We start from the raw sequence: 20,256 nt of genomic DNA, 5'->3' as shown, positions 1-20,256 counted from the left end.
CCCTGCTCGGTGGTGCCTCAGTGGTCGGACGGGGTCAGGCCGACCGCTTCGCCGCCAGGATCCGCCGGGCGGCGAGCGTCTTCGCCTCCCGCAGCGGATTCTCGCCCTTCAGCAGCAGTCGTACGGTGTCGGCGATCCCCTCGACCTGGCGTACGGCGGCGTCGTGGTCCAGGCCTTCGCTCTCCCGGCCGAGCGTGTACACGACCCCGCCCGCACTCGCGACGAAGTCCGGCACCCACACGATCCCGCGGGTCGCGAGGACGTCGGCGACGGTGTCGTCGGTGAGCTGGTTGTTGGCGGGGCCCACGACCAGCCGTACGTCGAGCCCGGCGGCCGTCTCCGGGGTGAGCACTCCGCCGACGGCGGCCGGGACCAGGACGTCCGCCGTCGTGCCGAGGACGTCACCGGGCTCCACCCACCCGAACCCCGCGCGACGGGCGGCGTCCCGTTTGGTCCCGTCCACGTCGGAGACGAGGACGCGGGCGCCGTCGGCCGCGAGACCCGCCGCGACCCGGCTCCCCACGGAACCGAAGCCGCTCACCACGACCGTGCGGTCGGCGAACGACGCGGCCCCGAACACGTGCTCGGCGCCCCCGCGCAGGGCGGCCAGCACCCCGGTCGCCGTGGGGACACCGGAGTCACCGGTGCCGCCGTGCTCCTCGGGCAGGCAGTAGACGTACGGCGTCGAGCCGCGCAGGGCGACCATGTCCACGGGCGAGGTGCCGACATCGGGTCCCGCGCGGTACGTCCCGTCGAAGGACGCGATGAACTCGCCCAGGTCGGCCAGCGCGGCCGCACGCAACTCCGGTCCGGGCTCGGCGTGTTGGTCCGCGTCGAGCACGACCACGCTCTTGCCGCCGCCGAAGTCCAGCCCGGAGACCGCGCACTTGTACGTCATCGCCTCGGACAGCCGCAGGGCGTCCGCGAGTCCGTCGCGCCAGCTGTCGTAGCGCCGCATCCGGCAGCCGCCGACGGCGGGGCCGAGGGCACGGGAGTGGATGGCGACGATCAAGGGGAGCCCCGAGCGGGGGCCGCGGCGGATCCGCACCTCTTCGTGTTCGAGTGTCTGCGTCATGGCCCGGACGCTAGGTTCATGTTCCGTCTCTTGGGGAACATGCCGAATTTCCTTCGGAATCAGGTATGAGGAGGCGATCGTGGACGAACTTGATACGGCGATCCTGCGGCATCTTCAGGAGGATGCGCGGCAACCGAACCGTGCCATCGCGCAGAAGGTGGGCATCGCCCCGTCCACATGTCTGGAGCGGATCCGGCTGCTGAGACGGCGCGGGGTGATCCGCGGCTATCACGCACGGGTCGCGCTGCCGGCGCTCAACCGCGGTGTGCAGGCCATGGTCTCGGCGCAGGTGCGGCCGCTGAACCGGGAGGTGGTGGCGGCGTTCGAGCAGTCGGTGGCCGGCCTGCCGGAGGTGCTGTCCGTGTACACCATGGCGGGCAGCGACGACTTCCTGGTCCACGTCACGGCCCCGGACATCGAGCATCTGCACGCGTTCCTGCTCGAACGGTTCACCGAGCGGCGCGAGATAGTCAGCTTCCGGACCTCGATCATCTTCCAGCACCTGACCAACCCGGTCCTGGAGCCACTGGCCGAGGTGAACCCGGCGCCCTGAGCGCGGAGTTCGGCAGCACCCGCGGGCCCCGGACCGCCCCGCCGGGCGGGGTCAGCGGCGGGCTCGTCGGACTTCGGGGCGGGGCGGTCGTATGAACTGCAGCGTGAGCGTGGCCGGGGGCTGCGCCACGCCGGGGCCGCCTGCCGCGGCCCAGGTCAGGACGTCGTCCGTGCAGTCGTCGTCGCCGGACCAGCCGACCCAGGTGGCGCGGCCGCCGCGGCGGCGCCCCTCTCCCGAGGGCTGGACCACGAGGACGTTCGCCTGGTCGCACGGGCCGAGGCAGTCGGTCGTACGGACGGCGAGACGGCCGCCGGACTCCGCGGCGGCGGCCTGCAACCGGTCGAGCTGCCACTGATGGTCGACGTCGGGATACTTGCTCGCGCTGCCGCAGCAGCAGCCCCGGCACACGACGAGCGTGCAGGGCCGTGAGGCCGCGGCCCCGAACACGACCGGACTCAACTCTGTCCCCTCCCCGTGGGCGCCCACGCGACACCGTCGGCGATCAAGATGCACACACCGCCGCCTGCCCCGCAACTCCGCCCGGGCGATCTCGGGACCGGAGAAGGCTCCTGTGACGAAAGCGTTGACGGGGGCATGCCCCACTCCTATCTTCTGACCGACATAACGAACTGCGTTCGAAATTACGGACAGGGACGGTCTCGTATGGTTCGGACTCGCCTCGGGAAACGCCGCAGACCTCTGCTTCTCTGCGTGCTGACCCTCCTGCTCGCCCTGGTGTCGGCGACCCAGCCGGCGTCGGCGGCGGACGGTCGCCCGTACACCAATCCGCTGAAGTCGGCCAAGGGCGCCGATCCCTGGCTGGAGTACTACGACGGCAACTACTACCTGGTCACCACGACGTTCACCGGCATCCTCGGCATCCGCAAGTCGCCGACGCTGGCGGGCCTCGCCACCGCGCCCAGCGTGCAGGTGTGGTCGGACACCACGTCGACGCGCAACACCAACATCTGGGCGCCGGAGCTGCATTTCCTCGACGGCCACTGGTACCTGTACTACTCGGCCGGCCAGAGCGGTGTCGCCTGCTGCGACTCGCAGCGCACGCATGTGCTGGAGAGTTCCGGCACCGACCCGATGGGGACGTACACCTACAAGGGGTCGCTGACCGGCTCCAACCTCACGCCGGGCGGCTGGCTGATCGACGCGAGCGTGCTGAAGGCCAATGACAGGCTGTATCTGGTCGGCAGCGGGTTCATCAACGGCAGTACGCAGAGCCTCGTCATCGCGCCGATGAGCAACCCGTACACCCTCGCGAGCAACACCTTCTCAATCATCTCCAGCCCGACCCTGGACTGGGAGCGGTCCGGCAGCCCCGTCAACGAGGGGCCCGAGCCGCTGTACCGGGGCGGCCGCACCTTCCTCACCTACTCCGCGAGTTCCTGCCAGACCGCCGACTACAAGCTCGGCCAGCTGGAGCTGACGGGCTCCGACCCGCTCAGCCCCGCCTCCTGGACCAAGAAGCAGACGCCGGTCTTCCAGCGCAGTGACGCGGGCGGCGTGTACGGGCCGGGCCACAACGGCTTCTTCACCTCGCCGGACGGCACCGAGAACTGGATCGTCTACCACGCCAACTCGTCCTCGACCGGCGGCTGCGGCAACGGACGCACCACCCGCGCCCAGAAGTTCACCTGGAACGCCGACGGCACCCCGAACTTCGGCACCCCGGTCGCCCTCGGCACCACCCTGCCCGGCCCCTCCGGGGAGACGGCGCCGACCCCGACGTCGTACACCCTCGTGAACCGCAACAGCGGCAAGTGCCTGGACGTGAACGGCGGCGCCACCGCCGACGGGACCAACATCCTCCAGTGGGCCTGCAACGGCGGGACCAACCAGAAGTGGAAGCTGGAGGACCTGGGCGACGACACCAGCCGGCTGGTCAACGTGGCCACCGGCAAGATCGCCGATGTCGCCGAGTGCTCGACCGCGGACGGCGCGGACATCCGGCAGTGGTCGTGGCTGAACAACAAGTGCCAGCGCTTCCGGCTCGTGTTCACCGCCACCGGCGACTACGTCCGGATCGTCAACGAGTCCACCGGCAAGGTCGCCGACGTGGCCGACTGCTCCACCGCGAACGGCGCCGACGTACGCCAGTGGACCTGGCTGAACAACACCTGCCAGCAGTGGCGCCTCGTCCCCACCACCTGATCCTCGTCATTCCTGGAGAACTCCCTTGAGACGCAACGCCGTTCGCCTGCTGCTGGCGATGCTGGTCGCACTCGCGGCCTGCCTCGTCGGCCCGGGCTCCCCCGCCCAGGCCGCCGTGCCCGACTCCCCCGCAGTGACCTACACCAACCCGATCGCGGAGAAGCGGGCCGACCCGCACATCTTCAAACACACCGACGGCTACTACTACTTCACCGCGACGGTCCCCGAGTACGACCGCATCGTGCTGCGCCGCGCGACCACCATCCAGGGGCTGTCGACGGCCGCCGAGGTCACCATCTGGACCAAGCACACCAGCGGGGCGATGGGCGCGCACATCTGGGCTCCGGAGATCCACTTCATCGACGGCAAGTGGTACGTGTACTTCGCCGCCGGGTCCACCAGTGATGTGTGGGCGATCCGGATGTACGTCCTGGAGGGCACCGGCGCCAATCCGCTCACCGCGACCTGGGCCGAGAAGGGCCAGATCAAGACGACCTGGGAGAGCTTCTCGCTGGACGCGACCACCTTCGTCGTGAACGGTGTGCGCTATCTGGCGTGGGCGCAGCGCAACCCGTCGGAGAACAACAACACCAGCCTGTTCATCGCGAAGATGTCCAACCCCTGGACGATCAGCGGGACTCCGGCGGAGCTCTCGCAGCCGACGCTGTCGTGGGAGACCGTCGGCTACAAGGTCAACGAGGGTCCGGCGCTGATCCAGCACGGCTCCAAGGTCTTCATGACGTACTCGGCGAGCGCCACCGACGCCAACTACTGCCTGGGGATGCTGACCGCGTCGGCGACCGCCGACCTCACCAACCCGGCCTCCTGGACGAAGAGTCCGACGCCGGTCTTCCAGACGAGCGCGGCGACCTCGCAGTACGGCCCGGGCCACAACTCCTTCACCGTCTCCGAGGACGGCAAGTCGGACATCCTCGTCTACCACGACCGCAGCTACAAGGACATCACCGGTGACCCGCTGAACGACCCGAACCGCCGCACCCGGGTGCAGAAGGTGTACTGGAAGTCCGACGGCACCCCCGACTTCGGCATCCCGGTCGCCGACGGGGTCACCCCGCAGCGCCTGTCGTCGTACAACTTCGCGGACCGCTTCATCCGGCACTGGGAGTACCGGGCCCGCATCGAGGCGAACGTCTCGCCGCTCGCCGACTCGCAGTTCCGGGTCGTCACCGGCCTCGCCGGCACCGGCACGGTCTCCCTGGAGTCGGCCAACTTCCCCGGGTACTTCCTGCGGCACAAGAACTTCGAGGTGTGGGTGGAGAAGAACGACGGCACCTCGGCCTTCGCCTCGTCCGCCAGCTTCTACCGGCGGGCCGGGCTGGCCGACTCGGCGGGGGTCTCCTACGAGTCGTACAACTACGCCGGCCGGTATGTGCGGCACTACGACTACCTGCTGTACGTGCAGGCAGTGAGCACCTCCACGGACCGGGCGGACGCCACCTTCTACGCCCAGTAGGCGGCCCCGAAGGCATGATCGAATAGACTATACACTGCATGTATAATCGCTATGTATAGTCCCGGCATGCCTTCTGCGACCAACAAGATGAACAAAACGGGGAACAGGTTCCGAGCGGCGCTGATGTCGGCGGCGGCAGCGTCCTTGGCGCTGTCGCTGACCGGCTGCGGATCGCTCGACACGACCGCGCCCAGCACCGCTCGGAACCAGGCCGCGGAAACCGCCCGGACGGCCCCGTTCGGGACCGTCGACTGCCGCCACGCCAAGTGCGTCGCGCTCACCTTCGACGCCGGGCCCAGCGAGCACTCCGCCCGGCTGCTCGACATCCTCAAGGAGAAACAGGTCCCGGCGACCTTCTTCCTCCTCGGCAAACGGCACATCGAGAAGTACCCGGAGCTCGTCGGACGCATGGCCGACGAGGGCCACGAGGTGGCCAGCCACACCTGGGACCACAAGATCCTGACGAAGCTGACGTCCGAGGAGATACGCGAGGAACTGGAGCACCCCAACAGGGAGATAGAGCGGCTCACCGGGCAGAGACCGACGCTCATGCGCCCGCCGCAGGGCCGGACGGACGACACCGTCCACGAGATCTGCCGTGAGCTGGGCATGGCGGAGGTGTTGTGGAGCGTGACCGCCAAGGACTACAAGACGAACGACTCCGCGCTGATCCGGAAGCGCGTGCTCGACCAGGTGTCCCGCGACGGGATCATCCTGCTCCACGACCTCTACGACGGCACCGTGCCGGCCGTGCCCGGGATCATCGACGCGCTGAAGGCGCGCGGGTACGTCTTCGTGACCGTGCCGCAGTTGCTGGCCCCCGGGAAGGCCGAGCCGGGGAAGGTGTACCGCTGAGGCCCTGCGGGGCCTTCACCAGGTGAGGCGCAGACGGTACGGGGAGCGGTGGATCATCGTGGGCCGCATCTCGACCGGCCGGTCGTCCGCCAGTCGCAGCCCGGGCAGCCGCCGGGTCAACTCCTCCAGAGTGAGCCGCAGTTGCTCCCGGGCGAGCTGGGAGCCGGGGCAGCCGTGCACACCGAACCCGAAGGCGAGATGGCGGCCCGGAGCGCGGGTGATGTCGAACGCGTCGGGGCGCGGATGGCGGGCGGCGTCCCGGTTGGCGCCGCCGAACGCCACGAACACCGTCGCCCCGGGCGGGAGTTCGGTCCCGCCGACCGTGACCGGGCCGGTGGTGACCCGGCGGAAGCCCTGCAAGGCGCTGTCGTAGCGGGCGGCCTCCTCGACCGCCGCCGGTATCCGCTCCGGCTCGGCGCACAGCAGCTCCCACTGCTCCCGGTGCCGCAGCAGATGCAGGACCGTCGTCCCGATGAGCGCAGTGGTCGTGAGATGCCCGGCGATCAGCAGGTTCTGAAGGTGGGCGACGAGCTCGTGCCGGTGCTCCAGGGTGAGCTCACCAGGCCCGGCGACGGCGCCGACGAGCTCCGTGCACAGGTCCTCACGGGGCTCGGCGTGCCGTTCCCGCACACACCGGTCCAGCGTGTGCTGCATCGCGACGACGTCCTCGGCGGCGGCGACCTGCTCGGCCTCCTCCAGCGGACGGAACAGCAGCTCCTCGGCACGATGACCGCCGTGCACGACGCCGGGCACGTCCTCGGGATCGAGGCCGACGACACGGCCGATGACGTCACCGGGAAGCTTTCCGGCGTACGCCGACATCAGCTCGACCTCGCCGTCCTCGGCGAACTCCTCGACCAGCTCGATGGCGCGCCCGGCGGCGTACGGCAGGACGGTGGCCACCCGCGCCTGCGAGAGCCCGCGGACGATCGGCGCGCGCAGTTCCTGATGCCGGGCGCCGTCGGAGGTGACGACGACGGGCCGCCCGCCGAAGCCGCCGCCGAGGACGGTGAGCGCGGCGGGCGAGGGCAGCACGTCCGGGATGAGCGCGTTGGCCGACGAGAAGTCCTCGGGCCTGCGCAGGACTTCCCGCACATCGGCGTCCCGGGCGACCAGCCAGGCGTCCAGCTCGTCCAGGTACGTCAGCCCGTCGGCCTGCCGCGCCCGCTCGTAGTGCGGATAGGGATCGCGCTGCAACTCATCACGTCTCCCCAGCAGTTCACGGTCCACGGGACGCCCTCCGGCCGCTGGCGGTGCGAGGTCGCGCTCATGGTGCCGCACGGGTGTAGGGATGCGATAGACGCCAGGACGTCAACGGGCCGCGCCTGTCGCTCCGTTCACCCCGCACACCCCCGTGCATCCCGTCAGAAGACGACCGACCATCCCTCCCGTGCCGCCTGGTCCTTCGTGTACGAAACGCCGTGCGCCTTGAGCCCCTTGGCGTCGAGGAGGGTGATCTCGCCGCCGTGGTTGCCGAGTCGGGCGCCGCTCGCGCCGAGCGGGACGACGAGACAGGCGCCGGGGGCGAGCGGACCGCCCGGCACCGGCGACTTCTGGCCCAACCGGTCCCCGATGCGCCAGTCGGTGAGGTCGACGGGGTCGGGCGAGGCGTTGAGCAGGGTGACCGTCTCCGCCTCGGGTGCGGGGCCGCGCGGGTTGACGAGCGCCGCGACGATCCGGACAGGCAGGCTGTCCGGCTCGGGCCGGTTGCCCTCGACGTCCTCCAGGGCGTGGCCGGTGACATCGTCCGTGTGCCAGGCCTGGCTCTGGAAGGCGAGGAAGATCCCCACCCAGCGGTCCTGGCCCGGGAAGTGGACGAGGATCCCGCCGTCCTGCCAGACACCGTCGTCGCCACGGAACTTCCGGCTGTTGCCCTGGTTCATGTGGATGTCGTGGATGCCGTTGCCGGGCAGGAAGCCGAACACCTTGTCCTTGACGCGGGGTTCGGGCCCGAAGCGCTCGCCGAAGACGTACAGCCGGGCGTCCGGGTCCGCGACGGCACGCCGTACGTAGTGATCGAGGATGTCGGCCAGGTCGTCGTCGGCACCGGGGGCGTCCGGGGGCAGGGTGCGCATCGTCGCCGGGTCGAAGAGGTTGCCGCGCACGAAGTCGAGGTTGGGGCCGCCGGGGCCGGGCGGCAGGGGGTTCCAGCCGCTGCCGAGTCCCGCGAGCCGAGCCGTGACCGGGTGCCGGAAGTCCTCGTCGACGAGGTAGAGCAGCTCCGAGGGCCGCTCCTGGGACAGCACGTTGACGGCGGCGCGGTAGTGGATGTTCTGATCGTCGGTCAGATGGATCTGGTAGTGCGGGGTGTCGACGGCGCCCTCGCGCCGGGTGTCGACCGCCCGTGTGATCAGTACGCCGTATGCCTTCAGTGGCATGGTGACCAACTCCCCCTGGGGCGGGCGGAATGCCCACCCATGGTCGGAATCGTAGGGGTTGCGGGCCTTCGCGCGGGGCGGGTTCGCCGGGGGTACGCCCGTCCGACGACCGCCGAGGGGGCCAAGTATGTGAGCCGGGTATGAATACGGTGCTGAGCCGGCAGGGTTCCCTAAGATCGTCGCGTGGTCAACTTCCTCCTCGAACGCACGGCACCGCTTCCGCCCGACGAGGCCTGGCGCCGCCTCACGCTGTGGCGCCGCCATGGCGAAGTGGTCCCGCTGACCCGCGTCACGGTGGAGACCGCGGGGCCGACGGGTGTGGGCACCGTCTTCGTGGCCCGCTCGGGGGTCGGGCCGTTCACCTTCGACGACCGTATGGAGGTCACGGTGTGGCGGCCGCCGGTGTCCGGGGCGGGCGGGCTGTGCCGGCTGGAGAAACGGGGGCGCGTGGTGACCGGCTGGGCCGAGATCGAGGTCGGTCCCGGGCCGGGTGGGCGCAGTCGGGTGGTGTGGCGGGAGGAGCTGGGGTTCCGGTTTCTGCCCGGGGTGATGGATCCGGTGGTGCGGCGGGTGGCCGGGTATGTGTTCGGGCGGGCGGTGAATCGGCTGTTGCGGTGGGGGTGACGAGTGCGCGCCGAGCGGTTTTCGCCCCCGCTGCCCCTACCCATTCCCATCCCAGGGGGCTCCGCCCCCTGGACCCCCGCTCCTCAAACGCCGGAGGGGCTGAGAAACCCAGCCCGTCCGGCGTTTGAGGACGAGGCCCCTTCAGGGCCGAAGCGGGGGTCTGGGGGCGCAGCCCCCAGGGACGGGACGGGTAGGGGCGGCGGGGGCGAGAACCACCCCTTCAGGCCACCGACCCGATCCGCCCCACCCCCACCGACGTCGCGTCATGGTGGATCGGCGTATGCGCCCCCGTCAGGGAGACCCCGCTCCCCCCACGCCGGTTGGCGACGATCTCCGCCCCGATCGACAGGGCCGTCTCCTCCGGTGTGCGGGCGCCCAGATCCAGGCCGATGGGCGACCGCAGCCGAGCCAACTCCATTTCCGTCACGCCGACTTCGCGCAACCGCTCATTGCGGTCCAGGTGCGTGCGGCGGGAGCCCATCGCGCCGACGTAGGCGACCGGCAGACGGAGGGCCAGCCGGAGCAGGGGTATGTCGAACTTCGCGTCGTGGGTCAGGACGCACAGGACCGTGCGGGCGTCGACGTCCGTGCGCTCCAGGTACGTGTGGGGCCACTCGACGACGATCTCGTCCGCGTCCGGGAAGCGGGCCGCCGTCGCGAAGACCGGTCGCGCGTCGCACACCGTGACGTGGTAGCCCAGGAACTTCCCCACCCGCACCAGCGCCGACGCGAAGTCGATCGCACCGAAGACGATCATCCGAGGCGCCGGGACCGAGGACTCGACCAGGACGGTCAGCGGGGCCCCGCAGCGGGAGCCCTGTTCGCCGATCTCCAGGGTGCCCGTGCGGCCCGCGTCCAGGAAGGCGCCGGCCTCGGCCGCGACCGTGCGGTCCAGTTCCGGGTGGCCGCCGTAGCCGCCGTCGTACGAGCCGTCCGGGCGGACCAGCAGCACACGGCCCAGCAGGTCCGACGGGCCCGACACGATCCGGGCGAGCGCCGCCGCCTCACCCGACGAGGCCGCGGCCAGCGCCGCCGCCACCACCGGACGGACTGGGTCGCCCGCCCGTACCGGCGTGACCAGGATGTCGATGACGCCGCCGCAGGTCAGACCGACCGCGAAGGCGTCGTCGTCGCTGTAGCCGAAGCGCTCCAGGACCGTCTCGCCGTCCTCAAGCGCCTGTTGGCACAGCTCGTACACCGCGCCCTCCACACAACCGCCGGAGACCGAGCCGATCGCCGTGCCGTCGGCGTCGACCGCGAGGGCGGCGCCGGGCTGGCGAGGGGCGCTGCCACCGACGGCCACGACGGTGGCCACGGCGAAGTCGCGTCCCTGCTCGACCCACCGGTGCAGCTCTTCGGCGATGTCCAGCATCTCTCGGTCTCCTTCACAACAGCGGTCGTAGGCAACAGGGCGGCTAGTGCACGCCCATCCAGCTCTCAATGGGACTGAGGGCGAAATAGACGAAGAAGATCAGTGTCAGGGCCCACATGAAGGCCCCGATCTCCCGCGCCTTGCTCTGGGCGACCTTGATCGCCACGTACGAGATGACGCCCGCGGCGACGCCCGCCGTGATCGAGTAGGTGAACGGCATGATGACGACGGTCAGGAAGACCGGGATCGCCGTCGCGCGGTCCGCCCAGTCGACGTGGCGCGCGTTCATCATCATCATCGCGCCGATGACCACCAGGGCCGCCGCCGCGACCTCGCCCGGGACGATCGCCGTCAGCGGGGTGAAGAACAGACAGGCCGCGAAGAACAGGCCGGTGACGACCGAGGAGAGGCCCGTACGGGCACCCTCGCCCACGCCCGTCGCCGACTCCACGAACACCGTCTGGCCCGAGGCACCCGCGACGCCACCGATCGCGCCGCCGGCGCCGTCGATGAAGAGGGCCTTCGACAGGCCCGGCATCCGGCCCTGCTCGTCGGCCAGCTCGGCCTCCGTGCCGACGCCGATGATGGTGGCCATCGCGTCGAAGAACCCGGCCAGGACGAGCGTGAAGACGATCATGCCGACCGTCATCGCGCCGACCTCGCCCCAGCCGCCGAACTCGACGTTGCCGAAGATCGAGAAGTCCGGCATCGAGACCGCGCTGCCGTGGAGTTCGGGAGCACCGCTCGCCCACTGCCCGGGGTCGATGACGTCGAGGGCGTTGAGTACCACGGCCAGGACCGTGCCGCCGACGATGCCGAGCAGGATCGCGCCGGGGACACCGCGCGCCTGGAGCATGAAGATCGCGAGCAGTGTCACCGCGAACAACAGCACGGGCCAGCCCGCGAGTTCACCCGCCGGGCCGAGCGTCACCGGGGTCGCCTCGCCCTGGTGCACGAAGCCGGCCTTGTAGAAGCCGATCAGGGCGACGAAGAGGCCGATGCCCATGGTGATCGCGTGCTTGAGGGCGAGCGGGATCGCGTTCATGATCATCTCGCGGAGGCCGGTGACGACCAGCAGCATGATGACCACGCCGTACATCACGCACATGCCCATGGCCTGCGGCCAGGTCATCGCGGGGGCGACCTGGGAGGCCAGGACGCCGGAGACGGAGAGACCGGCGGCGAGGGCGAGCGGCACCTTGCCGAAGAAGCCCATCAGCAGCGTGGAGAAGGCCGCCGCGAACGCGGTCGCGGTGATGAGGGCCTGCGGGGCGAGGGTGTCCCCGGCCGCGTCCTTTCCGGACAGGATCAGGGGGTTGAGCAGCAGGATGTACGCCATCGCCATGAAGGTGGTCGTACCGCCGCGCACCTCGCGCGCGACCGTGGATCCCCGCCTGGATATGTGAAAGTACCGGTCGAGCCAGGACCGTCCGGCCGGGACGCGGGTGCCTTCTCCCGCGTCGTCGGCGACGGTCTCCGGCTCCAGTGACTGCTGGGTCATGTGGGCCTACTCCCAAGGTTCACAGGGGCACCCGTACCAACCGCTGCTGCGGCTACGGGATTTGGGAAGGTGCTTCGGCCGCACGACCCGGGGGACGGCCCGAGACGAACGATCAGATCTGGTACTGGGACATGCTCCAGGTGCCGCGAGCGGTGCGGGACCTGGTGCTCCGGGCGGCGCGGTGAAGTGTGACGTTCCCGCGCGCCGCCCGGAGAGCTTTGCTACGCCGTTCCCGTGAGGTGTTCGGGACGTACCGGCGTGCGGTCGAGCTCCAGCCCGGTCGCGTTCCGGATCGCCGCGAGGACGGCCGGGGTGGACGACAGGGTGGGGGCCTCGCCGATGCCGCGGAGCCCGTAGGGGGCGTGGTCGTCAGCGAGTTCGAGCACGTCGACGGGGATGCTCGGCGTGTCGAGGATGGTGGGGAGGAGGTAGTCCGTGAAGGAGGGGTTCCTGACCTTCGCGGTCTTGGGGTCGACGACGATCTCCTCCATGACGGCGATGCCCATGCCCTGGAGCGTGCCGCCCTGGATCTGGCCGACGACCGACAGCGGGTTGAGCGCCTTGCCGACGTCCTGGGCGCAGGCCAGCTCGATCACCTTGACCAGGCCGAGCTCGGTGTCGACCTCGACGACGGCACGGTGGGCCGCGAAGGAGTACTGGACGTGGCCGAAGCCCTGTCCGGTGCGCAGGTCGAAGGCCTCGGTCGGACGGTGCCGCCACTCCGCCTCGACCTCGACGCTCTCGCCCTCGAGGACGTCGACCAGGTCCGCGAGGACCTCGCCGCCGTCGGTGACGACCTTGCCGCCCTCCAGGAGCAGTTCGGCGGTGGCCCAGGCGGGGTGGTAGGAGCCGAACTTGCGGCGGCCGATCTCCAGGACCTTCTCCCGGACCAGCTCGCAGGAGTTCTTCACGGCCCCGCCGGTGACGTACGTCTGACGCGACGCGGACGTCGAACCGGCGCTGCCCACCTGGGTGTCGGCCGGGTGGATGGTCACCTGGGTGACCCCCAGCTCGGTGCGGGCGATCTGCGCGTGGACGGTGACACCGCCCTGGCCGACCTCCGCCATCGCGGTGTGCACGGTCGCGACCGGCTCGCCGGCGATGACGTCCATGCGCACCTTGGCGGTGGAGTAGTCGTCGAAGCCCTCGGAGAAGCCGACGTTCTTGATGCCGACCGCGTAGCCGACACCGCGGACGACGCCTTCGCCGTGCGTGGTGTTGGACAGACCGCCCGGCAGCTGGCGTACGTCGGCGGCCTCGCCGGCCGCGAGCCACTGCTGCTCCGGCGGCATCGGCATCGCCTTGACGCGGCGCAGGAGTTCGGCGACCGGGGCGGGCGAGTCGACCGGCTGGCCGGTCGGCATGATCGTGCCCTGCTCCATCGCGTTGAGCTGACGGAACTCCACCCGGTCCATGCCGACCGCGTCGGCCAGCTTGTCCATCTGCGCCTCGTAGGCGAAGCACGCCTGGACCGCGCCGAAGCCGCGCATGGCGCCGCAGGGCGGGTTGTTGGAGTAGAGGGCGATGGCCTCGATGTCGACGTCGTCGACCACGTACGGGCCGATCGACAGCGAGGAGGCGTTGCCGACGACCGCCGGGGAGGCGGAGGCGTAGGCGCCGCCGTCCAGGACGATGCGGCACTTCACGTGGGTGAGCTTGCCGTCCTTCGTCGCCCCGTGCTCGTAGGTGAGCTTGGCCGGGTGGCGGTGGACGTGCCCGAAGAAGGACTCGAAGCGGTTGTAGACGATCTTGACCGGCTTGCCGGTCCGCATCGCCAGCAGACAGGCGTGGATCTGCATCGAGAGGTCCTCGCGGCCGCCGAAGGCGCCGCCGACGCCGGAGAGCGTCATCCGGACCTTGCTCTCGGGCAGGCCGAGGACCGGGGCGATCTGCTTGAGGTCGCTGTGCAGCCACTGGGTGGCGATGTAGAGGTGGACGCCACCGTCCTCGTCCGGCACCGCGAGACCGGACTCGGGGCCGAGGAAGGCCTGGTCCTGCATGCCGAAGGTGTACTCGCCCCTGACGACGAAGTCGGCGCGCTTCGCGGCCTCTTCGGCGTTGCCGCGGAGGATCGGCTGGCGGTGCACGATGTTCGGGTGCGGGACATGGCCGATGTGGTGGTCGTCGCGGCCCTCGTGGACGAGGATCGCGTCCGGGGCGGTCGCGGAGGCCTCGTCGGTGATGACGGGTAGTTCGCGGTACTCGACCTTGATCTTGGCGGCCGCGCGGCGCGCGGTCTCCGGGTGGTCGGCGGCGACGATCGCGACCGGCTCGCCGTGGTGGCGGACCTTGCCGTGCGCGAGCACCGGGGTGTCCTGGATCTCCAGGCCGTAGTTGCGTACGTCCGTGGGCAGGTCGTCGTACGTCATGACGGCGTAGACGCCCGCCGTCGCGAGGGCTTCGCTCGTGTCGATGGACACGATCTCTGCGTGCGCGACGGTGGAGCGCAGGATCTGGCCCCAGAGCATGTCCTCGTGCCACATGTCGGACGAGTACGCGAACTCGCCGGTGACCTTGAGGGTGCCGTCCGGGCGCAGCGTGGACTCGCCGATGCCGCCCTTGGTCTGCGAACCCTGGGTGATCTTGGTGGGCGCGCCGCTGGTGGGTTTCGTAGGCATGGTCAGACCGCCTCTCCCTGCCGGGCGGCCGCGAGGCGGACCGCGTCCATGATCTTCTCGTAGCCGGTGCAGCGGCACAGGTTGCCCGACAGCGCCTCGCGGATGTCCGCGTCGGTCGGGTTGGGGTTGCGCTCGAGCATCTCGTCGGCGGCGACCAGCAGACCCGGGGTGCAGAAGCCGCACTGGACGGCTCCGGCGTCGATGAACGCCTGCTGGATCGGGGCGAGTTCGGTGCCCTCGCCGGTGTGCGAGTCCTGGCCCTTGGCGGCCCACTGCTGGGCCTCCTGGACGGAGGTGCCCGACTTGCCCGACGTACCGCAGGCACCGGAGGCGCAACCGCCGTGCTCGGCGCGCTGCTTGGCGAAGTCCGCCAGGCCCTCGACGGTGACGACCTCGCGACCCTCGACCTGACCGGCGGCGACCAGGCACGAGCACACCGGCACGCCGTCCAGGCGGACCGTGCAGGAGCCGCACTCACCCTGCTCGCAGGCGTTCTTGGAGCCGGGCAGGCCCAGGCGCTCGCGCAGGACGTAGAGCAGGCTCTCGCCCTCCCAGACGTCGTCGGCTTCCTGCGGACGGCCGTTGACCGTGAAATTGACGCGCATTACGCGACTCCCTCCGTGCGAGCGGCGGTGCCGCGGTAGGACTCCCAGGCCCAGGTCAGCGTGCGGCGGGCCATGATGCCGACCGCGTGGCGGCGGTAGCTCGCCGTGCCCCGGACGTCGTCGATCGGGTTGCAGGCGCCGGAGCACAGGTCCGCGAACTGCTTGGCGACCGACGGGGTGATGATCTTCCCGTTGTCCCAGAAGCCGCCCTCCGCGAGCGCCGCGTTCAGGAACTCCTCCGCGGCCTTGGCCCGGACGGGGGTGGGGGCCGCCGAACCGATGCCGGTGCGGACGGTGCGGGTCTCGGGGTGCAGCGCGAGGCCGAAGGCGCACACGGCGATGACCATGGCGTTGCGCGTACCGACCTTCGAGTACTGCTGCGGGCCGTCGGCCTTCTTGATGTGGACCGCGCGGATCAGCTCGTCGGCGGCGAGCGCGTTGCGCTTCACGCCGGTGTAGAACGCGTCGATCGGGATCAGGCGCGAGCCGCGCACCGACTCGACCTCGACCTCGGCGCCTGCCGCCAGGAGGGCGGGGTGGGCGTCGCCGGCCGGGGAGGCGGTGCCGAGGTTGCCGCCGACGCCGCCGCGGTTGCGGATCTGCGGGGAGGCGACCGTGTGCGAGGCGAGCGCCAGGCCCGGGAGCTCGCCGCGCAGGTTCTCCATGATCGCGGTGTACGGGACGGAGGCACCCAGCCGGACACTCTCCTCGCCGACCTCCCACTCGGTGAGGTCGGTGATCCGGTTCAGGTCGAGCAGGTACTCGGGCCGCCGGTGGTCGAAGTTGATCTCGACCATCACATCGGTGCCGCCCGCAATGGGCACAGCGGTGGGGTGCTCAGCCTTGGCGGCGAGCGCCTCCTCCCAGCTGGCGGGGCGAAGGAAGTCCATGACCGGCTCTCTTCTGCGTCTCGTGAGTCGTACGGATCGAGCCAAACCGTGTGCGGCGGGACCGGCTCGTTCATGTGCTGTTTACGCGGAGTGGGCTCAGTACACAGCGGTGTGCTCCGACGGGGTCAGTCACGGAAACTCTGAAGGAGTTGGCTGGTCGGGGCAGGCATCTTGTAGATTCGTATGAACGGAGGGCCTCAGTAACCTCCATGTTTTCCTGGGGAAACGCGCGACACAGTGGGCGTGACCTGGGACACAGCCCGGACGACCGGGAGACGTGCCCCCGGTCCACCTGACGGGCCTCCGACCCCACAAGACCCTCATAGTTCATCGTAGGTTTCGAGACAAAGATCGGCGGCGACGAGAATGCGGCTGCGCGCACTGCTGGACACCGACGCGCTGGGCCTGCGGCTGCTCGGCGGCGAGGACGAGCTGGATCGCACCGTGCGGGGTGTGATGACCACCGACCTCCGTGACCCGAGCCGCTATCTCTCGGGCGGGGAACTGGTCCTGACGGGCCTGGCCTGGCGCCGGGACGCCGAGGACTCCGAGGCGTTCGTACGGATCCTGGTGCAGGCAGGGGTGGCCGCGCTGGCCGCCGGTGAGGCCGAGCTGGGCGCTGTGCCGGACGACCTCGTGCTGGCCTGTGCCCGCAACCGGCTCCCGCTGTTCGCGGTGCACGAGTCGGTGGCGTTCGCGACGATCACCGAGCATGTCGTGCGGCAGGTGTCGGGCGAGCGCGCCGGAGACCTCGCGGCGGTCGTGGAACGGCACCGCAGGATGATGACCTCGGGTCCGGCGGGCGGCGGCCCGGACGTGGTCCTGGACCTGCTGGGCTCGGACCTGGACCTGCGGGCGTGGGTGCTCTCGCCGACCGGGCGGCTGATCGCGGGTTCGAAGACCACGGGCCCGGCGCTGCCCGCCGACATCTGCGCGAAGCTCGCCGCGGAGCACCTGGCGGCGGCCCGCACCGGCCGCCGCGGGCCGCACCGGCTGCCGCTCGGCTCGACGACGTACTCGCTCTTCCCGGTCCGCAGCAGCGGCCGTTCCCCGCAGGCCTCGCGGGACGTGCGCGAGACGGTCCTGTCGGACTGGCTGCTGGCCGTCGAGGCGGACGCCGGGGACTGGCCCGAGGAGCGCCTGGACCTGCTCCAGGGCGTCACGCAGCTCATCTCGGTCGAACGGGACCGCAGGGACGCGGCGCGCACCGTCCGCCGCCGGCTGGCCCAGGAGGTCCTGGAACTGGTCCAGACGGGTGCCGCGCCCGCCGAGATCGCCGCGCGTCTCAGGGTCGCCGCGCCGGTGCTGCTGCCCGGACTCGGGGCGGCCCCGCACTGGCAGGTCGTCGTGGCCCGCGTCGAGTGGGACGGCGGGGACATCGAGAGCGGCGCGGTCGCCCAGTCGCTGCTCGAGGAGATCCTCGTCGACCCGCTGTCCGCCGGACCCGAGCACTCCGATCGCATCGCCGTGGCCCACACGGGTGACGAGGCCATCGCGCTCGTCCCGCTGCCGGCCGTGTCGACCGAGCACGACGGCTCGGAGGCGGGGATCCTCGCCGACGTGCTCCTGGAGTCCGTACGGGACCCCCTCGCCGCCGGTCTGGACGACGACGGCCGGGTCACGCTGGGCGTCAGCGCGGCCGTGCACTCGGCGGAGGGGCTGCGGGGCGCGCTGGAGGAGGCGCGGCACGCCCGGCGGGTGGCGGCGGCGCGGCCGGGCCGGGTCTGTGCGGCCGGCCACCAGGAACTGGCCTCGCACGTCCTGCTGCTCCCCTTCGTGCCGGACGACGTCCGCAGAGCCTTCACCGCGCGGCTGCTGGACCCGCTGCGCGACTACGACCGCCGCCACCGCGCGGAACTGATCCCGACCCTCGAGGCCTTCCTCGACTGCGACGGCTCGTGGACGCGGTGCGCGACCCGTCTCCACCTGCACGTCAACACACTGCGCTACCGGGTGGGGCGAATCGAGCAGTTGACGAGTCGTGACCTGTCGAGGCTGGAGGACAAGCTGGATTTCTTCCTGGCACTGCGGATGAGCTGAAACCTGGCGGGGCCAGGTAACCCACGACTTTGTGAAATCCTTCACCCACCCTCTTGGCCGGGCCACGGAATTCGTGCTGAGATGCGGCCACCACTCAACAGCTCAATGGTGTGCCGGGGAGGGCGAGGTGGCGTATACCGCCATGTCTGGTAACGGAACGACCCCTGACGATCCACTCCAGACCGCGGTATGGCGGCTGCGCTCACGCGCCTGCTGGGTCGACGCGGCCGCGCTGCTCCAGCCGGTGGAGGCGGGGGTCGCGCTGCAACGGGCGTCCTTGCTGGTCGAGCGCTGTCTCTACACCGAACAGGGCTGGCAGGACGCCGAGGACGCGCTGCGGACCGCGGAGGCGCTGGCACACACCGACGAGGAGCGGGGCGCGGCCGCTTGTGAACGCGGGCACCTTGCGTACGCCGCCACGCTGCACGGGGTGCGGGACCGGGCCGACGAGGCGCGGGCGGCGCTGGGGCGGGCGGCGGCGTTGATCCCTCCGGGGGCGGTGGGGCGGGCGTTGCTGGACTTCCGGCGGGGGTTGGTGGCGGAGAACCTCGCGCGTTCGCCGCAGTCGGCGCGGGCCGCGTATCGGCGGGCGCATGCGGGGGCGGTGGCCCATGCCGATCCGCTGCTGCTGTCCTTCACCTGGCGTCATCTCGCCGGACTCGCCCTGCGGGACGGAGAGTTGGCCGAGGCCCGGCACGGCTTCGCCGAATCCCTGCGGATCCGTGAGGAGTTGGGGTACCTGGTCGGGACCGCCCCCGCGCTGGCCTCCCTGGCGGACGCGGAAGTCGAGCCGGAGGCCTCCCGGTTGCGGGAGGAGGCGCGGCGGCTGTTCCGTCTGCTGGGCGGCGTACCGACGTGGCTCTCCCAGCAGCTGGCACCCCCACCGGCGGCCACGGCCTGAAGCTTTTTTCGCCCCCGCCGCCCCTACCCGTTCCCATCCCAGAGGGCTCCGCCCCCTGGACCCCCGCTCCTCAAACGCCGGAGGGGCTGAGAAACCCAGCCCGTCCGGCGTTTGAGGACGAGGCCCCTTCAGGGCCGAAGCGGGGGTCTGGGGGCGCAGCCCCCAGGGACGGGACGGGTAGGGGCGGCGGGGGCGAGAAACGCCTCAGTTTGCGCCCGTGAAGTGTTCGCCCACCAGGGCTCGCACCACGTCCACGTCCCCGGCGATCAACGCGTCCAGCAGCGCGGTGTGTTCCGCCGCGTCGGCCACGAGATCCGCGCGGCCGCGGAAGGCGGGGGCGCCGACGAGGGGCCACTGGGCGCGACGGTGGAGGTCGTCGGCGATCTGGACGAGCTGGTCGTTGCCGGCGAGGGCGAGGACCGCACGATGGAAGGCGCGGTCGGACTCGGCGTACGCCGCCCGGCTGCCGGTCGACGCGGCCCGCACCGTCGCCTCGGCGAGCGGCCGCAACTCGGCCCACCGCTCGACCGCCACGGTCCGCGCCAGCCGCAGCATCACCGGCACCTCGATCAGCGCACGCACCTCGGCCAGTTCACCCAGCTCCCGCGCCCCCCGCTCCACGACCCGGAACCCGCGGTTGGGCACGACCTCGACGGCACCCTCCAGCGCGAGCTGCTGCATGGCCTCACGGACCGGCGTCGCGGACACCCCGAAACGGTCACCGAGAACGGGCGCCGAGTAGACCTCACCGGGCCTCAGCTCACCGGAGACCAGCGCGGTCCGCAGGGCGTCGAGGATCTGCCCGCGCACGGAGGCCCGCTGCACGACGGGACGGACGGGCGGCTCGGCCGGGGGCCGGTCGGCACGGACCTGCGGGGCGACTGCGTCGTCGGTGCGGGTGCGCTCGGTGCGGGGCTCGGGCACACAGCCTTCGGGGCGCGGTCGCGCCACACCGACGGGAGGCACGGGCCGCTCGCCGTGCGTGTGCTCACCCCGTGCCGCCGTGAGCTGCTGCGGTACCCGTACCGCCGGTGGAACCCCGGTGGAGCCCTGCGCGCTCGGCTTCACGGGTCCTCCTCGGGACGTGTCGGTACTTGGGGTCATTACGGCGGGTTGTTACTCGTCCGTCAAGCACCATAGGCGCAGAAGCCCCTGGTTCACATTCCGGCGATCTTGGGTAAGGTTAGGCTTACCTTCAAAACAGTCG

The 20,256-nt window shown here is 70.9% G+C and carries 17 protein-coding genes; 7 read left to right on the top strand and 10 right to left on the bottom strand.

The window, feature by feature from the left end; all coding sequences use genetic code 11:
* Positions 1–34: 34 nt before the first annotated feature.
* Positions 35–1,075, bottom strand: a complete 1,041-nt coding sequence (locus OG381_RS35990; RefSeq protein ID WP_327720176.1) for a Glu/Leu/Phe/Val dehydrogenase dimerization domain-containing protein — start codon at positions 1,073–1,075, stop codon at positions 35–37.
* A 79-nt stretch (positions 1,076–1,154) separates the two neighbouring features.
* Here OG381_RS35990 and OG381_RS35985 point away from each other — a divergent pair, with 79 nt between their 5' ends.
* Positions 1,155–1,628 (top strand): Lrp/AsnC family transcriptional regulator, encoded by a 474-nt coding sequence (locus tag OG381_RS35985; protein WP_327720175.1) that lies wholly within the window; start codon positions 1,155–1,157, stop codon positions 1,626–1,628.
* Positions 1,629–1,679: 51 nt separating this feature from the next.
* On the opposite strand, the gene OG381_RS35980 is transcribed toward OG381_RS35985, so the two are convergent.
* The gene (locus OG381_RS35980) at positions 1,680–2,087 is read right to left on the bottom strand and encodes a (2Fe-2S) ferredoxin domain-containing protein (RefSeq protein WP_327720174.1); all 408 of its coding nucleotides are present in this window, start codon (positions 2,085–2,087) and stop codon (positions 1,680–1,682) included.
* A 204-nt stretch (positions 2,088–2,291) separates the two neighbouring features.
* Between OG381_RS35980 and OG381_RS35975 the strand changes: the two genes are divergently transcribed.
* The 3 genes from OG381_RS35975 (at position 2,292) to OG381_RS35965 (ending at position 6,120) form a co-directional block, all read left to right on the top strand.
* On the top strand, positions 2,292–3,791 hold the full coding sequence (locus OG381_RS35975) for a family 43 glycosylhydrolase (protein WP_327720173.1): 1,500 nt from the start codon (positions 2,292–2,294) through the stop codon (positions 3,789–3,791).
* A gap of 25 nt (positions 3,792–3,816) precedes the next feature.
* Positions 3,817–5,265, top strand: coding sequence for a family 43 glycosylhydrolase (locus OG381_RS35970; RefSeq protein ID WP_327720172.1), 1,449 nt, complete (start codon positions 3,817–3,819; stop codon positions 5,263–5,265).
* Between the two features lie 66 nt (positions 5,266–5,331).
* Positions 5,332–6,120, top strand: coding sequence for a polysaccharide deacetylase family protein (locus OG381_RS35965; protein ID WP_327720171.1), 789 nt, complete (start codon positions 5,332–5,334; stop codon positions 6,118–6,120).
* 15 nt (positions 6,121–6,135) lie between these two features.
* Here OG381_RS35965 and OG381_RS35960 read toward each other — a convergent pair whose 3' ends face one another.
* Both OG381_RS35960 and OG381_RS35955 read right to left on the bottom strand, forming a co-directional pair.
* Positions 6,136–7,350, bottom strand: coding sequence for a cytochrome P450 (locus OG381_RS35960; protein ID WP_327720170.1), 1,215 nt, complete (start codon positions 7,348–7,350; stop codon positions 6,136–6,138).
* 134 nt (positions 7,351–7,484) lie between these two features.
* Positions 7,485–8,498 (bottom strand): DUF2278 family protein, encoded by a 1,014-nt coding sequence (locus tag OG381_RS35955; protein ID WP_327720169.1) that lies wholly within the window; start codon positions 8,496–8,498, stop codon positions 7,485–7,487.
* Between the two features lie 183 nt (positions 8,499–8,681).
* Here OG381_RS35955 and OG381_RS35950 point away from each other — a divergent pair, with 183 nt between their 5' ends.
* On the top strand, positions 8,682–9,122 hold the full coding sequence (locus tag OG381_RS35950; RefSeq protein WP_327720168.1) for an SRPBCC family protein: 441 nt from the start codon (positions 8,682–8,684) through the stop codon (positions 9,120–9,122).
* A 220-nt stretch (positions 9,123–9,342) separates the two neighbouring features.
* On the opposite strand, the gene OG381_RS35945 is transcribed toward OG381_RS35950, so the two are convergent.
* From OG381_RS35945 to OG381_RS35925, 5 genes are all read right to left on the bottom strand, one after another.
* Complete coding sequence (locus tag OG381_RS35945; protein WP_327720167.1) at positions 9,343–10,494, bottom strand: XdhC family protein; 1,152 nt, start codon at positions 10,492–10,494, stop codon at positions 9,343–9,345.
* Positions 10,495–10,537: 43 nt separating this feature from the next.
* Positions 10,538–11,995, bottom strand: coding sequence for an NCS2 family permease (locus OG381_RS35940; protein WP_327720166.1), 1,458 nt, complete (start codon positions 11,993–11,995; stop codon positions 10,538–10,540).
* Between the two features lie 221 nt (positions 11,996–12,216).
* Positions 12,217–14,613 carry a xanthine dehydrogenase family protein molybdopterin-binding subunit gene (locus OG381_RS35935; protein WP_327720165.1) on the bottom strand — a complete coding sequence of 799 codons (2,397 nt, stop codon included), beginning with the start codon at positions 14,611–14,613 and terminating at the stop codon, positions 12,217–12,219.
* A gap of 2 nt (positions 14,614–14,615) precedes the next feature.
* Positions 14,616–15,218 (bottom strand): (2Fe-2S)-binding protein, encoded by a 603-nt coding sequence (locus OG381_RS35930; protein ID WP_327720164.1) that lies wholly within the window; start codon positions 15,216–15,218, stop codon positions 14,616–14,618.
* Positions 15,218–16,108 (bottom strand): FAD binding domain-containing protein, encoded by an 891-nt coding sequence (locus tag OG381_RS35925; RefSeq protein WP_327720163.1) that lies wholly within the window; start codon positions 16,106–16,108, stop codon positions 15,218–15,220. The genes OG381_RS35930 and OG381_RS35925 overlap by 1 nt, the downstream gene beginning before the upstream one ends.
* A 366-nt stretch (positions 16,109–16,474) precedes the next feature.
* Between OG381_RS35925 and OG381_RS35920 the strand changes: the two genes are divergently transcribed.
* Positions 16,475–18,148, top strand: coding sequence for a PucR family transcriptional regulator (locus OG381_RS35920; RefSeq protein WP_327720161.1), 1,674 nt, complete (start codon positions 16,475–16,477; stop codon positions 18,146–18,148).
* 127 nt (positions 18,149–18,275) lie between these two features.
* On the top strand, positions 18,276–19,049 hold the full coding sequence (locus OG381_RS35915; RefSeq protein ID WP_327720160.1) for a hypothetical protein: 774 nt from the start codon (positions 18,276–18,278) through the stop codon (positions 19,047–19,049).
* Between the two features lie 204 nt (positions 19,050–19,253).
* Here the strand turns inward: OG381_RS35915 and OG381_RS35910 are convergent, their stop codons facing one another.
* Entirely contained in the window at positions 19,254–20,117 is an 864-nt protein-coding gene (locus OG381_RS35910; protein ID WP_327720159.1) for a GntR family transcriptional regulator, read from the bottom strand.
* Positions 20,118–20,256: the final 139 nt, after the last annotated feature.

Origin of the sequence: Streptomyces sp. NBC_00490 (assembly GCF_036013645.1) — a bacterium.
GTDB lineage: Bacteria > Actinomycetota > Actinomycetes > Streptomycetales > Streptomycetaceae > Streptomyces > Streptomyces canus_F.
This window is presented reverse-complemented; position numbering and strand designations above follow the sequence as displayed.

Coding starts and splice junctions, on each gene's coding strand:
- OG381_RS35955 (WP_327720169.1), bottom strand. CDS start 8,498: ATGCCACTGAAGGCATACGGCGTACTGATCACACGGGCGGTCGACACC.
- OG381_RS35945 (WP_327720167.1), bottom strand. CDS start 10,494: ATGCTGGACATCGCCGAAGAGCTGCACCGGTGGGTCGAGCAGGGACGC.
- OG381_RS35975 (WP_327720173.1), top strand. CDS start 2,292: ATGGTTCGGACTCGCCTCGGGAAACGCCGCAGACCTCTGCTTCTCTGC.
- OG381_RS35935 (WP_327720165.1), bottom strand. CDS start 14,613: ATGCCTACGAAACCCACCAGCGGCGCGCCCACCAAGATCACCCAGGGT.
- OG381_RS35930 (WP_327720164.1), bottom strand. CDS start 15,218: ATGCGCGTCAATTTCACGGTCAACGGCCGTCCGCAGGAAGCCGACGAC.
- OG381_RS35965 (WP_327720171.1), top strand. CDS start 5,332: ATGCCTTCTGCGACCAACAAGATGAACAAAACGGGGAACAGGTTCCGA.
- OG381_RS35990 (WP_327720176.1), bottom strand. CDS start 1,075: ATGACGCAGACACTCGAACACGAAGAGGTGCGGATCCGCCGCGGCCCC.
- OG381_RS35940 (WP_327720166.1), bottom strand. CDS start 11,995: ATGACCCAGCAGTCACTGGAGCCGGAGACCGTCGCCGACGACGCGGGA.
- OG381_RS35925 (WP_327720163.1), bottom strand. CDS start 16,108: ATGGACTTCCTTCGCCCCGCCAGCTGGGAGGAGGCGCTCGCCGCCAAG.
- OG381_RS35920 (WP_327720161.1), top strand. CDS start 16,475: ATGCGGCTGCGCGCACTGCTGGACACCGACGCGCTGGGCCTGCGGCTG.